Genomic DNA, 15,343 nt, shown 5'->3' with positions numbered 1-15,343 from the left:
ATCATCACCTGTTCTCATTGAGGTACTGACTTGCAAGGTAAAGAGAGCCGCATATAACAGCGATGCCGTTGTTTTCAAGGGCAAGAGCCTTTGCCTTTTCTGCACATTCCTCAAGTGTACCTGCCTCTACTTCCGTGCGGAAGCTTGCTATATCTGCGATAGTTTCCGAGGGTACTGCATTGGGAGCAAAGCCGTCTACTGCAAAAAGCTTGTCCGAAAGTGACGATATCTTCTTTACACATTCTATGTAGTCCTTTGAGTCCACCATGCCCATAACAGTGTATATCTTCTTACCGCGTGTGCTGAGATACATGAGCATAAGCGACAGCATGGCAACTCCTGCGGGGTTGTGTCCGCCGTCAACGATAACAGGCGGCTCACCGTCTATGTACTGCACACGGGCGCGTACCTGTGTAGTCTCAACTGATTTGATTATAGCACTGTCACTTATCTCAAAGCCCTTGCTTCTGAGGTAAATGCAGGCAGTTATGGCAGTTTGCGCGTTGTACTTCTGGTGTATGCCAGCCATTGCAGGTGTGAGCTTGATACCTCTGTACATGAAAGGGGAGAATAGTCCGCCGTCAGCATCGGGAGGACAGGGCTCGCAGGGGATAAGCTCCGCACCGACTTTTTCTGCGGTATTACGTACTATCTCGCGTACACTGTCTGGATTGTCCTCGGACAGCACAACAGCAGAGCCGCTTTTGATGATGCCTGCCTTGTGTACAGCTATCTCCTCCACAGTTTCACCGAGAAGCGCGGTATGGTCGAGAGAAATAGAGGTAATAACGGAGATGAGCGGCGGAGGTATAACGTTTGTGCAGTCAAGGAGTCCGCCTATACCTGTTTCGAGAACAACGATATCGCACTTCTCACGCTCATACCAGAGCAGAGCTATAGCCATAGTTATCTCGAACTGCGAATAAGCCATATCGCCAACGCGCTCCTTGACGAATTCGGCGATGCTGCATAGGGACTCCTCGTCTATCTCGTCATCGTTTATGCGTATCCTGTCGTTGTATCTGAGGATAAAAGGCGAGGTGAATTTGCCCGTCTTGTAGCCCGAAAGCTGCAAGGCATTTGCGATATATTCAAGGGTAGAGCCCTTGCCGTTAGTACCTGCAATGTGTACGAATCTGAGCCTTTTCTGCGGATCTCCTATACGCTCCATAAGATCGGCTGCACGGGAAAGATCGGTTATCCTGCCGCCTGATTTTGTGTAGGAATTTATGAAGCTCATGCATTCTTCAATGTTCATGGTGTCTCCTTATATTAGTAATGTTAACGGGGCGGCAGTGCCGCCCCCTGTGTTTTTTAGTATACTCCCGCCTGCTTTTCAGCCTTGGCAACAGCGTCCTCAAGAGTCATACCCGTGAACTCCTGTGCCGAGAATATACGTCCGTTTTTCTTATCGTCTACAAAAGCTCCTACCAGTATGCCTGGGAGTGCGCTTTCGGGCGAATTAGGTGCTTTAGGACCGCCCAGGTCTGTTCTGCACCAGCCCGGATCTGTAAGGCTGAGCGTAACATCTGTACCCTCATAATTCTTGCCGAGGTCGCGTGTTACCTTGTTGAGGGCAGCTTTAGCTGCGGAGTAGCCTGCCTGCTCGGGTTCAAGGTCGATACCGCTTGTAGTATTTACGATACGTCCGAAGCCGCGCTCCTTCATCTGAGGAAGGAAGTGGTAGCATATCATCATCGGTGCAGTGGTATTGATCTTGAAGCTTATGTCATAGTCTGAAGCGGGGGTGGTGAGGTATTCGGTTCTGTATGCGATCTGAAGACCTGCATTGTTGAGAATTATGTCCAGCTTTGTGCCGTTTTCGTCTATTTTTCTGCACATAGCTTCTACCTGATCCATGTCTGATAACTCTGCTGTCACAATGTAAGCGTCAACGCCAAGAGCTTTTACTTCATCGAGGACTTTTTTACAGTGCTCTTCTGTCCTGCTGTGAAGTACGAGGTTGCAGCCGAGCTTAGCCATATATATAGCTGCAAGATAGCCGAGACCTCTGCTGGCACCTGTTATAAGTGCCCATCTGCCTTTCACGTTTACCATGTTTTCTACCTCCGTTTGTGTATATATACAATTCTCACGTCTTTTGGACGTGAGAAAAGTTATCAGTATTCGTAGTCGATGCAGGCTCTGTCAGTTTTCACGCTGCCGATGAATTTACCGAATTCAAGGTGAGCAGGATGTACCTGATATGCGTTCAGGTCATCGATGCTGTCAAAATCGCAGAGAAGAGAGATAGTGTAGTTGCTCTCGGGAGCGTCCTTGGAGTTGATAACTACCTCGCCTTTTTTCAATTCCTTGACATTAGCAATAACATTGTCGAAACGCTTCTGTGCTTCGAGAGCGTTTTCGTACTCGCTTCTGCCGTCAGCTTCCTTTAATTTGAACATTACGATATGCTTTATCATAAAATGACCTGCTTTCCTGTAAGTTGTTATTTATTAGTGCTTAGTTTGGCTTTATAACTCAAACTTTTTTGATCTGAATGTCTTTAAGCCGTCATAGCTCTGGTATTCGCCGAAGCTCACAAAGTGCAGTCCGCACTTTTCTATTACGTGTGCGGAGGCTGTATTCTCCGCAGCACATTCTGCTTTCAGCCTTATATCGCCGTACCTGCTCCGTACATTGTCTATCATAGCCTTTGAAGCTTCCGTAGCGTAGCCCATGCCCCAGCAGTCATAGCGGAAGTTATAGCCGAATTCCCAGAAGCCGTCATCGTACAGCCTTATGCCGCCTGAGCCGATTAGCTTACCGTCGCTTTTGCGCACAAAGCCAAACTCGAACTGTGTATCCGTGGACTTTACTGTTCGCAGCCACTCTTTTGTAGTTTCAATGCTCTCGTGAGTGGAGTATATCATATACTTTGCAACTCTTTCATCGCCTGTCCATTCAAAGGCAGCTTCCGCATCGTCAAGTGTGAGGGGACGAAGGAGAAGTCGCTCAGTCGTTATCGTCATCGCTTTCTTCCTCGTCTGAGTACTCGTCGTCTTCCTCGCTGTACTCGTCGTCAGCTTCTTCGTCATTATTCTTGAATAATACAGCGTCAAGCTTTTTTATCACACTTATATGCTCGGAAGCTTCTTCCTCTTTAAGTTCTCCCACCTGTCTCTCAAACAGGATAAGAGGTATGAGGAGAGATGTTAATCTTAGAGCCCACTCTAAGAAGGAGCGAACATCAAAGTGGCGAAGGTCGATGGCATGGTTAGTGCCAAAGAAGAAATTATATAACGCCTCATTTTCAGAGTCATAGATCTTGTTGACAAGCCAGCATACTATGTAATATGACAGTGAACATAATATAGCTGCTATCTCACCTATAATGCCTTTGATGCTGCGTTTGCTTGCATATGGCTGAACGAAGCACGGTATCAGGAAAATGAGCGCTGAAACAGCAGCCAGATTTGTTACGGCTGATAAGATGATACTTGCAGCTGTTCCTGCTAAAGAGTATATGAGGAGACTTTTCCTTGATTTCCAGATTATTTTTTTGTTTATAGTCATAAAAGCCACAATAATGCCTATTGTTTCGATCAATGGCGCAATGATGAGGCAAATAAATTGCTTTGTTGCAAAGTATCGTGAAAAGTCACTGTATTCGATGTCACCTGTTATTAGTTCGATGATAAGCCATACGATATACGTAGAGATTATACGTGCCGCAGTTGTTATGGCTAACGGTATCTGAAGCCAAGATTTAGTGTATTTTCCCGTTATCAGCATTAAACCAAATACTGCCTGAAATAGTACGGCAATAAGATTGATCGTTGCCAGCACTGCGTATTTTCCCATGCTGAAAAAATCTTTGATATCATCCCATGAAATATGTCTTGAATACGGGAAATATGATCTTATGAATGATTTAAATGATATTATTGAAAGTACAATTAAGATCACACCTAAGATTATTTCAAATATTCTGTTTTGTTTCTGGGTAGTCATTATTATTTACCGCCTATTTTCTCAACTTTCATAAGGTTAGTAGTACCCGATACACCGAGAGGCACGCCTGCGGTGATAGCCACAAGGTCGCCGTCCTCAACAAGTCTGTGGGACTCTGCTGCTTCAACGGCTGCTGCGAAGAGGTCGTCGGTATTGGTCTTTTCGTCTATAATGAACGGTATAACGCCCCAGCTCATATTCATCTGACGGCATACCACTTCGCTCATAGTACAGCTTATGATAGGACAGCTGGGACGGTATTTGGAAATAAGTCTTGCAGTCTGTCCGCCGAGAGATACAGTGATAATAGCTCTTGCATTAAGGTCGTGAGCAGTAGTAACGGTAGCGTGAGCGATAGCCTCAGCAACTGTACCGTTCTGATCTGCGCGACGTGACGAGAAGCGAGCTTTGTAATTGATATTGTTTTCGGTAGTCTCAGCAATAAGAGCCATAGTCTTTACAGCTTCGACAGGGTAAGCACCTGCGGCTGTCTCGCCCGAGAGCATGATAGCACTTGTGCCGTCATAGAGAGCGTTTGCAACGTCAGTTATCTCAGCACGGGTAGGCCGCGGATTTGTTATCATAGACTCCAGCATCTGTGTAGCTGTGATGACCTGCTTGCCTGCATTGTAGCCCTTCTTGATAAGGGATTTCTGTATTGCAGGTATCTGCTCGAATGGTATCTCAACGCCCATATCTCCACGGGCTACCATGATACCGTCAGCGGCTTCGAGTATCTCGTCGATATTCTCAACGCCGTCTGTATTCTCTATCTTAGCGATTATTCTTACATCGAACCAGCCGAGGCTCTGTGTGAATTTTCTCAGGTAATTGATATCTGCGGCTGTGCGCACGAAGCTTGCGGCGATGAAATCAAAGCCCATTTTTGAACCAAATTCAAGGTCGTCCATATCTCTTTCGCTGAGGTATGGCATTGAGAGCTTTACACCGGGTACATTTATTCCCTTGTTGTTGGAAAGTGTTCCGCCGTGAATTACTTTGCATACTATCTCGTTGGTAGTTACTTTTTCTGCAAGAAGCTCGATAACACCATCGTTAATGAGTATTCTTGTACCCATGCTCACGTCACGTGGCAGCTTCTTGAAGCTTATGCTTCCGACTTTATCCGTACAGAGAACATCGTCTGTAGTAAGGGTGTAGGTGTCACCGTCGTGTATCTCTACAGGCTTGTCGTCAACGAATTTGCCAAGACGTATCTCAGGCCCCTTTGTGTCAAGGAGAGTTGCAATAGGCAGGTCAAGTTCCTTGCGGAGCTTTTCTATAACGTGGAAACGCTTTTCGTGTGTCTCGTAATCTCCGTGAGAGAAGTTGAAACGTGCAACGTTCATGCCTGCCAGCATAAGCTCACGCATGATATTTTCATCATCAGTTGCAGGACCAATAGTACATACAATTTTTGTTTTTCTCATATGGAATCACCTTATATCATTATAATATAGTTTAGCATCAGAGCTTTTTAAGCTTTGCATAGTTTGCCATTATCTTTTTAGTGCCCACTTTATCGAAAGCTATTTCCAGCATGGAATCGTTAGCCATGGGCTTTACGGAAACTATAACGCCTTCGCCGAATATGCTGTGTGATACCTTTTCGCCTGCGGTATATGTAACAGCTTCCTTGGGAGCGCCTGTGCTCTTTTTATTTCTTGCAAGCTGCTGCTGTAAAGTAGCCGAGCGAACTTCCGTAACAGCATTGCTCTCTGACTCAAGCTGCTGCTTCATAGCGGCTGCATTGTCGTGCTTTTCAACGAGCTCACTGCCTATCTCTTTCATAAAGCGTGAAGTGATATTGTGCTGAGTCTGACCGAAAAGCATACGCTGTCTTGCATTTGCAAGGTAAAGACGCTTCTTTGCACGGGTTATGGCAACGTAGGCAAGTCGTCTTTCCTCTTCCATATCGTCCTCACTGTCGAAGGAACGTGCGCTTGGGAAGATACCATCATCAAGACCTACAACGAAAACGTTTTCGTATTCAAGTCCCTTTGCGGAATGTACAGTCATAAGAGTTACCTTGTCGTCGCTTCCGTCATCGCGGTCAGCTTCGGTATAGAGTGCAACTTCTTCAAGGAAACCGCTGAGAGTAGGCTCCTCAGCCTGTTCCATGTACTGCACCATAGATGTACGGAGCTCCTGTACGTTCTCTATTTTTACATCTGCATTTTCGAGAGCTTTAAGGCTGTCGAGGTAGCCTGTCTTATCAAGAAGGAAATCGAGAAATTCATCGAGAGGGAGCTCCTCTGACTTTTCTGTAAGCAGCTCGAAAAGAGTGTACGCACTTTTCAGTGCTGATGTTTTCTTTGAAAGGGGAGCGTACTCCTCACAGTTTTTCATTACCTCGAAAGGCGATATTTTAAGGTCACGGCTGATATCCTCGATGATAGCAAGTGTTGAGTCACCGATGCCGCGCTTTGGTTCGTTTATTATACGTCTGAAACGAAGCATATCGTTATGGTTGTTGATGAATGCAAGGTATGAGGTAACGTCCTTTATTTCCTTGCGGTCGTAGAATCGCATACCGCCGTAAACACGGTAGGGGATACCGCATTTTACAAGCATACGCTCGATAGAGTTTGACTGTGCGTTCATGCGGTAGAGAACTGCATTATCGGAATACTTTCCTGTTTCCTTGTATCTTTCAAGGATAGTATCTGCAACGAATTTAGCCTCGTCTGTTTCGTCAACAGCCTTGTACCAGTAGACCTTGTCACCCTTATCACCTGATGTCCAGAGAGTCTTGGGCTTACGGCTTGTGTTGTTGCTTATGACTGAGTTAGCCGCATCAAGTATAGTCTGTGTGGAACGGTAATTCTGTTCGAGACGTACTACCTTAGCACCTGCGAACTGCTCCTCAAATCCGAGTATATTTTCAATATTGGCACCGCGGAACTTATATATGCTCTGGTCGTCGTCACCTACGACGCAGAGGTTTTTGTGACCTTCCGAGAGGAGAGATACAAGTCTGAACTGTACATGGTTGGTGTCCTGATACTCGTCCACCATTATGTATTTATAGCGGTTCCTGTATTTTTCGAGAACTTCGGGGAACTGCTCGAAAAGCTCGACAGTGCGTACAAGTATATCGTCAAAGTCAAGAGCATTTGCTGCTTTCATGCGCTCCTGATATATAGTATAGAGCTTGGCTATCATCTTCTTGCGGTAGTCCTGACCTGCATCGGCAAGCATATCCGCAGGAGATAACATCTTGTCCTTTGCAAAGCTTATCTCGCTGAGGACAGCCTTGGGAGCAAGCTGCTTTTCGGAAACATCAAGCTCTGTCATTACATTTTTTATCATTCTCTGACTGTCGTCGGAGTCATATATAGTGAAGTCTCTGCCGTATCCGAGAGCTTCAATCTCGCTTCTGAGTATCCTTACACAGGCAGAGTGGAATGTGGAAGCATTGATATTGAGAGCCTCTTCACCCATCATAGCGGAAAGTCTTTCTTTGAGCTCGCCTGCTGCTTTATTGGTAAAGGTTATGGCAAGGATATTCCACGGACGCACAGGATCAACTGCGACGATATCCCTGAGAGTGTCGAAATCGTCAGTCTTTCCCTCTGCGTAGTCCTTTAGGAAAGTGATATCCCCGTCACTTCCTTCGCGTGTTGTGTCGAAATAAGCATTTCCGAAATTTATCATATTAGCAATACGGTTAACGATAACAGTGGTCTTTCCGCTTCCTGCGCCTGCAAGCACAAGAACAGGACCGTTTACTGTGAAAACGGCTTCCTGCTGCATATCGTTCATACGACTGAAATACTTTTTCAGTGCATTCTGTTTTGCTGAAATGTAAGAATTAATGTCCATAAAATGATCTCCATTAAACACTGATTTATCTGTTTTAATAGTATATCCCGATGTACTATTAAAGTGAGGTACTATTTTACCCCACGCTCTCAAAACTGATAATTCCATTATATCACATTATTTACTATAAAGCAACATTCGAGGAAAAGATTTTTGCTTTTCTTGAAGTATAAGGCGAGACTTGTCGTTTTGCATCGTATTGCGGAGATACACTTCTGCAAGAAAGCTGTAATATTTTCAATAAATTGTAAGAAAATGAAACTTTATATTAAGGGAATATACTTTAAATCGTCTTTAAAATGGCATTTTTCTGTTGTTGTAAATGAGTTGATACAGGGGTATAATTAAAGCATAGAATACGAAATAAAATTTGTCCGCAAGGACAATAAAGGAGGAAATTATATGAGTACCAAGCTATCAAGAACTACAGCATTAGCCGCTGCCTGTGCAGTGATGATGACAGCAATGTGCAGCTGCGCAGAAGGTCAGAATGATATTTCGGGAGACTATGCTCCAAACAGCGGACACAGCAATAATAATGTGATAGTAACTCCTGACACAGACGATTATTGTGACGAAGCCCCTGCTGAAGCAGCCTGCGAGACATGGAAGCCTGCGGAAAGCGTTTCGCCCAATGAGGATTATAAGGGCTTTATCGAAGCAGGCTTCAAGGATCCTAAAGCCGAGCCCCTCTCAACTTTCTCGGTAGATGTGGATACTGCTTCATATTCAAATGTAAGAAGAATGCTTGAGAACGGAAATATAGTTCCCGAGGACGCCGTACGCGCAGAGGAATTCATCAATTACTTCGACTATGAGTATCCCGATCCAGAAGCGGGAAGAGTTTTCGGTGATTATGTTGAGATCGCAGACTGCCCGTGGAATCCGGCAAACAAGCTTATGATGATAGGCATACAGGGCAAGCGTCTTGAACAGAAGGAGACTCCGCCTTCAAATCTGGTATTCCTTATCGACTCATCAGGCTCAATGTCTGATTATAACAAGCTCCCGCTGGTACAGAGCGCGTTTTCAATGCTGGCTGAAAAACTTGGTGAGAATGACCGCATCTCTATTGTTACATATGCAGGTGATGCCTCTACACGCTTGAAAGGCGCAAGCGGAAAGGACAAAGACGCTATCCTTGAGGCACTTTATGATATCACCGCATCGGGCGGAACTAACGGTGAGGGCGGAATAAACAAGGCTTACGAGCTTGCTGAGAAATACTTCATCGAGGGTGGAAACAACAGAGTTATCCTTGCTACAGACGGTGATCTGAACATAGGCGCAAGCTCTGAGGACGAGCTTGTGAAGCTCATAAAAACAAAGCGCGATAAGGGTATATATCTTTCGGTTTTAGGCTTCGGCACAGGCAACTATAAGGACGACAGACTTGAAGCAGTTGCTGATAACGGAAACGGCAACTACAGCTATATAGACTCTGTAGACGAGGCGTACAGAGTTCTCGTTCAGGAAATGGCAGGCACTATATATACAATAGCTAAGGACGTAAAGATACAGGTAGAGTTCAATCCTTCAAGGATAAAGAGCTATAGACTTATCGGTTACGATAACAGACTTATGAATGCAGAGGACTTCTACGACAATACTAAGGACGCAGGTGAGGTCGGAGCAGGTCATAGTGTAACTGCACTTTACGAAGTAGAGCTTGCTGAAACAGGGGAGACTTACCGCGGAGTACAGCTCGAATTCGCTTCCGAGCACGAAACACAGCCCGTTGAAGATAATGGAAGAAGCGAGCTTTGCAAGCTTTCCGTAACATATAAGCCTGTAGACAACGATAAGGACGTATACGAAAGTCAGCTTTTCGGAATGGAGAAATATAACAAAGAACCATCAGCGTCTATAAAACTCGCTTCAGCGGCAGCAGAATTTGCAATGCTTCTTAAAGATTCCGAGTATAAGGGCAATTCGAGTTATGATCATGTGATCGACACAGTTGGAGAGTTGGAGGAAAATGAGAAAACGGTAGAGCTTTCGGAGCTTGCAATGCTCGCTGAAAGATTATATCGCTGAAATAGGAGTTTATATAGAGTAGTCCAAAAGAAAGAAGAATGTATTTATATGCGGAGCACAGCTCCCGGGTTCGGTCATTTTAGCCCGGGAGCTGCTGCTTTGTGACGAACTAAAGTTAAAACATAAAAATATATAATTCCCTATTGACAAACACTTACATAGGTGATATAATAATAAAGCTGAATAAATCAGTACATACACTGGGGTGTCGCCAAGTGGTAAGGCAGCGGACTCTGACTCCGTTATTTCGAGGGTTCAAATCCTTCCACCCCAACCAATATATCAGTGAGAACGGTTCACTGTTCAGTGAACCGTTTTTTACTTACTGAACTATAGTTTGATTTGACAGCTGTTGTTTGTTCTCGAATAGGTGTCACCGAGCTGGTATGGTACTGTCCACCTATTCGCTTTCTACACTTTATATGGCTCGTGATACTTTTTACGTTGTTACTTGTAACAACGGCAATACAGAATACTGCCTTGTCTTGACAAACCCAAGAGTTGATTTAGTTCTACTAAACAGGCTCACGTCATGGCTCATTAATGTAAAGTGTGAAAAGCATATTAAACCGCTATTTACTATATGCTTACCTTCGCTTCAAATCTATATATTTAATTGTCAAGTTACCATTGTTCACGGTAATATATAAAAACAAACCTTTCAGTCTGATGCCGCAAAACATACACTGAAAGGCTTGACAATACTATATTCAACGTGATATAATAATACACGCAAAATAGCCATCTTGCTAAGTCATTCAGATGTTGCTGCATCTGTCTGATTATCAGGAGTGTCAGAGTTACCAGCTCTGATGCTCCTTGCGAGGTGCTTTTTTATATTACAGAATTTATTATATCACATCACAATGGGGATGTCAATAGGTTTATATAAAAAATTTATCCCTCTATTTCTTATGAAATAGAGGGATATTGTTTTCAAAACACTTCTTCTAAATTGTTTTCAGTTTTGAAAATGACTTCATCAATTATATTGAATTTTGCCCAATTAGCATCTTTATAATTGTAAACTATAAAGTCGTTATCACCACAATCAAAAAGAGGAATCATATTTCTCGACTTAAAATCAACGTGTAAATCTTTTTCGGCGTTCATTATTTCAGAAAAGGAAAGAAGTCTAAGAATGTTATCGTTATCAAAAAAGATAGTCTTGTCACAATTAGATATTAACCGCTTTACATTTTTGGGTATTCCTTCTGAATATTGTTTTTCAATATGATTAACTTTTATCTCATCAATTTTAAGCTCTTTTATTTTGCCTAAGTATTCTTTAATAGTCATTTTTATCCTCCTATTTTCTTCACCAAGTTGCTATATGGGCTGTTTGGCGCATGCACTCCTTGCTTATCATAATGATCTTTGGCATGAATTGGAGTAATGTTATCAACTTCATTCTTTCCGCCAAGCTCTAGTGGTTGAATATGATGTGCATCATATGGGGTTCCGGCTTGCCTTATTAAAGCCCTTGAATCTGAATAAACATCTTCTTTGTAAACAGGCCACTCCTTTCCAGTTTTCTCTTCCCATTGTTTTCTTAGATCTGCTTTTTTGTTATCAAAATCTTTACGAGCTGAAACGTTTTCTTCGGGACTAATTTTTCTTAAATCAGATTCCTTAAAAGGTGTTTCATTAAGCGTGTCAGGACATTCAGATTTGCTTTTTAAATCATTTAAATAGTCTTTTATCAATTCACTTACTTCTTTATTACCTCGAACTTCATTTTGAACCAAAGACTTATCTGTTTTGATATCTAATGGCTTTTGAGGATCAAAATTAGGCTTATCGTTTATCTTGAATTCTTTATTAATGATATCAATCGGTTTTCGTGGATCAAATGCTTTTGAACCAATATTTTTGACTTCTGCAATTTTTTCTGCTTTTGCAGCTGTTTCAGCTGCCTTTGCCAATGCTTCAATCATTTTAACCCCCCCATTTCCGTCCAATCTTTTAATGTATTTACATCATTGAGATGCAAGTATACATATGCAAGAACTAAGCCATGAATAATATACCGTCTAGTAATATCATCAATATCTTGATTATATTTCTGTAAAAGCAATGTTTCAATATGATTTGTCCATGCTTTCTTGTCAGAAGTATCCGAACAAATCTTCTTGGTTTCGGAGTAAAGATCAGGGAATAAACTTCGTACAATCTCTCCGATTTGTTCCATATTAGCTTGATTAGGAGGATTATTTAGAGTTTTTTGAATAAGAACTTGAATATATGAGGAAAGATTGGCATTGGTTAACTTTGGTTTTATTTCCCTTATAAATTGTTCTTTATCAATCCGAATACCATTACATAATAGTTTAGCTATTTGTATTTTATCATTAAAGTTTAGTTCTGTTATTTCTGACTTACATGGTGTATAGTTATAAGGAGTCTCCTCATATTCAACATGTTTAACTTTACATAATACTGGCTGAACCCATTCGTTTTGGTATACAGCAGCAACACCTCTTGGAAATCTGGCGATTTCAATAATTTGATCATCATTGAGATTTGCAGCTTTTCCTACAAGAATACGGTCATTTTCATCTGGAAGGCGCATTATAATCTTGATATTTGTATTACGAATTACAGACATATCCAACAATCCAGGTGATTGATCCACAATAATAAATCCTTCACCGTATGTTCGCATTTCGGCTATTGAGTTCGAAAGCATTTCGACACTTTTGCCAAGCAGATTACCTCCTTCAACAGGCTGCTCTGTTGAAGTACGCTTCAAAAGGTTGTGAGCTTCCTCAATTACAGTTATATGTTGTAAATCAGCATTCATTTTAGAACTTTCTAAGCGATATTCTTGAAGTTTCAAAATTAGAAGTCCCATTATTAATGATTTGGTTTCGTTGGAACGCACCCTGCTCAAATCGCATATAACATTGTTTTCAAATAAAGCTTCACTTGATATTTCATCATTTGTAAAAATCATTCCATTAATACCATTTGTTAATGATTTAAGCCTTGTAATAAGCGAGCCTTTATAAGCACCTTTGTTTTCGGTGTCATATTCACTTGAATCAATTATCTTTTTTATATTGCGAACAACATCATCGAAATTGGGATACAAGTCATCTGAAAAAGCATTTTTAGAAGTTTTTAAATCCCAACCGCAATCTTCATATGCGCTTTCAATGGCGTTTTTTAATACTGCCGGCATTGCAGCATACATTGGCCAACATACATTAAATATTTCAATCAATCCATCAAGGTGTTCTAAAATATGTATTTTTTTCGGAAAACTAAACGGATTGATCTTTAACAAAGGCATCAAATATGGATTCGTTCCAAATACGCTTACATTTTCTTCATTGCCGAATACGTTTTTATACTCGCCTTTTGCAGGTTCAATTACAAGAAAATGTTTCCCATCATTTATCGCTTCACTTAGTAATTGATAAACAGTATTTGATTTACCGGAACCGGTACTTCCGGTAATAAACGTATGGGATGTCATAGCGTTTGGTGACAATTCTACATGAAGCTTCTCCTCATGAAGCATATGAAAAATGTTTCCCAAATAATATTTTTCCTCTTCAGCAGGAGAAATCTCAAAAGAAGATACACTTCTTCCAAAATCTGCACATTGAATAACAGGCAGTCCAGAAATGGATTTTTGCGGAAAATTCAATGAATATGCAAGTTCCTTACCGGAAAGACTTGTTGTTGCTGTTACAACTGTTGGATAAACTTGAAAGTCTTTTCCTTCTTTTGAATTAACTATGTCAGGATTTAAAGCAAATATTGGATGTCGTAATTCTCTTAAGTAACTGCATATCGTTTTTGCATAAATGTCAGTACTTTCTATGTCACCTCTCCAAAGATTGACAGCTGAACTTGACATATATGACGATTCACCTTGAGTTAATGACAAATAAGTATGAGCAACATTATTTGCAACATTTCTATCTTCAGAAAGAACATATGCTGCAAAATCCCACATACCAAGAGCGGTACTTTGTTCTAAGCGTTTCATTTGATCTTCAAGCAATTCTAAAGCATGCTTTATATTGTAGTTTTCAAACGACTGTACAATACCTTCGTTTTTTCCAACTGATGCACTTACATTTGATGAACGAGCAAAATTCATTCCAAAATTCACACCTAAGCTAGTGCTGCTAAATACTCCAGCTGTTTTTGATAGGGTATTAGTAACTGTTTTTCCAAGTGTTTTGGCAACAGCATGCCCAACTTGACTTGAAGTCGTTTTAGAAACAGTATTAGCAAGAGTCTTGGCAACGGTTTTAGCCGCTGTATTAGTTACAGTATCAGCCGAGCCTTCCATTAGTGTTTTGGCTGTTCCTTTAGCAGTTGTACTTGCTTTACCAGAGCCAGATGTTGTTCCCCAACTACTTCCGCCGCCAACGAGAATCAAAGAAGCATTAACATTTTTATTATCACTTGTAGCCTCATATGTATTATCAGTGTTTGATATAGTATTTGTATCTGTATTTGAAGATGATTTATTATCAGTATGTGAATTTGCCGTCGTGTCAGTGTCTGAAGTCATATCAGAGTTCATTTCACTATTTGTATCTGAAGTTCCATCATTCGTTGTGTCTGTCTCTGTATCACTTTCACTATTAGCAACAGCGTCAGAATTCGTAGCAGATGATGTCTGCCCATTCTGAATACCAGCACTTGCACCAACATTCACACCAACCGTAGCTGTTGAACCTTCTGTGTGTAGTTCAGTAAAAGTAAAATTTGTTTGCCATGATTCATATGGCTTTAAACCAGTGTATATCTCTGCAAGTCGAAGTTTTCTATCTTCGACATCATTTATTGGTGAAGCTAGTAAAATCAAGGTATATTCTTCCTTATTTTTACTAGGGACAATACCGTCCAATAGTTTTTCAATAGTTTGACTAATAAATTTTTCTGATTTTTCCGTTGGAATATTTGAGGCTGATGCAACAGAATAAGGAATATCATTATTTAGAAAAGGCGGAATACCGCTTCCAGAGTCAATACCAAATTCAGTACCAGGAAAATTCCCTTTTATAGCTTCCTGAAGGCGCTTTTTGTACGTATCAGCATCATTATTATTGTTAGCGTTTTTAGTATTGGTTACAGCTAGATACACTTGTGTTTCTTGACATTTTCTATGAAAAACAAGGGCAATATTACATGTTTCATCAGATAAAACAGCATATACATTTACAAGTTTTTCAAGGCTATTTTCCTTTTTGTCAGTAACCCATTTTGTAATATTAAAATATCGTATATTATACTCACTATCGAAAAAATCCTTTTCAATTGGAGAATATATTTTTGATATTTGCGGCAGATAAGCATTAAATACTTCAATACTATTAGCAGCAATTAATTTTTCCGTTGTAGCCTGAGCAATCACATCATTAGGTTTAGGCATTTCGAGAAGGTAATTTTCTCTTTTATCAGCTATATCACTTAGTTGTTTAGGGCTTAGAGCTGCTGCTTTGGAAATTTTATCATTAACCTTTGATGTGGCTCCTGAAATTATCTTCATTAATCCCATTTA

At 41.2% G+C, this 15,343-nt stretch carries 11 protein-coding genes and 1 tRNA gene; 2 read left to right on the top strand and 10 right to left on the bottom strand.

The genetic code is table 11. From position 1 onward, the window contains the following. Positions 1-4: 4 nt before the first annotated feature. The 7 genes from L870_RS0106465 to L870_RS0106435 all read right to left on the bottom strand — a co-directional run bounded on the left by L870_RS0106465 (position 5) and on the right by L870_RS0106435 (position 7,779). Positions 5-1,258: a bifunctional folylpolyglutamate synthase/dihydrofolate synthase gene (locus tag L870_RS0106465; RefSeq protein ID WP_028517456.1), complete on the bottom strand. Its 1,254-nt coding sequence runs from the start codon at positions 1,256-1,258 to the stop codon at positions 5-7. A gap of 56 nt (positions 1,259-1,314) precedes the next feature. Continuing rightward, positions 1,315-2,058: an SDR family NAD(P)-dependent oxidoreductase gene (locus L870_RS0106460; protein ID WP_028517455.1), complete on the bottom strand. Its 744-nt coding sequence runs from the start codon at positions 2,056-2,058 to the stop codon at positions 1,315-1,317. A gap of 62 nt (positions 2,059-2,120) precedes the next feature. Further along, positions 2,121-2,423, bottom strand: a complete 303-nt coding sequence (locus L870_RS0106455; protein WP_028517454.1) for a Dabb family protein — start codon at positions 2,421-2,423, stop codon at positions 2,121-2,123. 51 nt (positions 2,424-2,474) lie between these two features. Further along, a complete protein-coding gene (locus tag L870_RS0106450; RefSeq protein ID WP_028517453.1) occupies positions 2,475-2,972 on the bottom strand; it encodes a GNAT family N-acetyltransferase in 498 nt (165 codons plus the stop codon). Beyond that, entirely contained in the window at positions 2,956-3,954 is a 999-nt protein-coding gene (locus L870_RS0106445; protein WP_028517452.1) for a hypothetical protein, read from the bottom strand. Before L870_RS0106445 ends, L870_RS0106450 begins: the two co-directional genes overlap by 17 nt. A gap of 2 nt (positions 3,955-3,956) precedes the next feature. Further along, positions 3,957-5,384, bottom strand: coding sequence for a pyruvate kinase (pyk, locus tag L870_RS0106440; protein WP_028517451.1), 1,428 nt, complete (start codon positions 5,382-5,384; stop codon positions 3,957-3,959). Positions 5,385-5,421: 37 nt separating this feature from the next. After that, the gene (locus L870_RS0106435; protein WP_028517450.1) at positions 5,422-7,779 is read right to left on the bottom strand and encodes an ATP-dependent helicase; all 2,358 of its coding nucleotides are present in this window, start codon (positions 7,777-7,779) and stop codon (positions 5,422-5,424) included. 402 nt (positions 7,780-8,181) lie between these two features. On the opposite strand from L870_RS0106435, the gene L870_RS0106430 reads away from it, so the two are divergent. Continuing rightward, entirely contained in the window at positions 8,182-9,816 is a 1,635-nt protein-coding gene (locus L870_RS0106430) for a vWA domain-containing protein (RefSeq protein ID WP_028517449.1), read from the top strand. 201 nt (positions 9,817-10,017) lie between these two features. Further along, a tRNA-Gln gene (locus tag L870_RS0106425) sits at positions 10,018-10,093 on the top strand. A gap of 659 nt (positions 10,094-10,752) precedes the next feature. Here L870_RS0106425 and L870_RS0106420 read toward each other — a convergent pair. Genes L870_RS0106420 through L870_RS0106410 form a run of 3 tightly spaced genes read right to left on the bottom strand, consistent with a single transcriptional unit; the run spans position 10,753 to position 15,340 of the window. Then, entirely contained in the window at positions 10,753-11,115 is a 363-nt protein-coding gene (locus tag L870_RS0106420) for a hypothetical protein (RefSeq protein ID WP_028517448.1), read from the bottom strand. A gap of 2 nt (positions 11,116-11,117) precedes the next feature. Next, the gene (locus L870_RS0106415; protein ID WP_028517447.1) at positions 11,118-11,753 is read right to left on the bottom strand and encodes an HNH endonuclease signature motif containing protein; all 636 of its coding nucleotides are present in this window, start codon (positions 11,751-11,753) and stop codon (positions 11,118-11,120) included. Next, complete coding sequence (locus L870_RS0106410; protein ID WP_028517446.1) at positions 11,750-15,340, bottom strand: helicase HerA domain-containing protein; 3,591 nt, start codon at positions 15,338-15,340, stop codon at positions 11,750-11,752. Before L870_RS0106410 ends, L870_RS0106415 begins: the two co-directional genes overlap by 4 nt. Between the last annotated feature and the right edge of the window lie 3 nt (positions 15,341-15,343).

The sequence above is a fragment of the Ruminococcus flavefaciens ATCC 19208 genome, assembly GCF_000518765.1.
GTDB classification, from domain to species: domain Bacteria; phylum Bacillota; class Clostridia; order Oscillospirales; family Ruminococcaceae; genus Ruminococcus; species Ruminococcus flavefaciens.
Note: the sequence above shows the minus strand (reverse complement) of the source record. Positions and strands in the feature narration are given on the sequence as shown.

Bases quoted from the DNA above. Each gene is read 5' to 3' on its own strand.
- L870_RS0106465 (WP_028517456.1), bottom strand. From the start codon at position 1,258: ATGAACATTGAAGAATGCATGAGCTTCATAAATTCCTACACAAAATCA.
- L870_RS0106460 (WP_028517455.1), bottom strand. From the start codon at position 2,058: ATGGTAAACGTGAAAGGCAGATGGGCACTTATAACAGGTGCCAGCAGA.
- L870_RS0106455 (WP_028517454.1), bottom strand. From the start codon at position 2,423: ATGATAAAGCATATCGTAATGTTCAAATTAAAGGAAGCTGACGGCAGA.
- L870_RS0106450 (WP_028517453.1), bottom strand. From the start codon at position 2,972: ATGACGATAACGACTGAGCGACTTCTCCTTCGTCCCCTCACACTTGAC.
- L870_RS0106445 (WP_028517452.1), bottom strand. From the start codon at position 3,954: ATGACTACCCAGAAACAAAACAGAATATTTGAAATAATCTTAGGTGTG.
- pyk (WP_028517451.1), bottom strand. From the start codon at position 5,384: ATGAGAAAAACAAAAATTGTATGTACTATTGGTCCTGCAACTGATGAT.
- L870_RS0106435 (WP_028517450.1), bottom strand. From the start codon at position 7,779: ATGGACATTAATTCTTACATTTCAGCAAAACAGAATGCACTGAAAAAG.
- L870_RS0106430 (WP_028517449.1), top strand. From the start codon at position 8,182: ATGAGTACCAAGCTATCAAGAACTACAGCATTAGCCGCTGCCTGTGCA.
- L870_RS0106420 (WP_028517448.1), bottom strand. From the start codon at position 11,115: ATGACTATTAAAGAATACTTAGGCAAAATAAAAGAGCTTAAAATTGAT.
- L870_RS0106415 (WP_028517447.1), bottom strand. From the start codon at position 11,753: ATGATTGAAGCATTGGCAAAGGCAGCTGAAACAGCTGCAAAAGCAGAA.
- L870_RS0106410 (WP_028517446.1), bottom strand. From the start codon at position 15,340: ATGGGATTAATGAAGATAATTTCAGGAGCCACATCAAAGGTTAATGAT.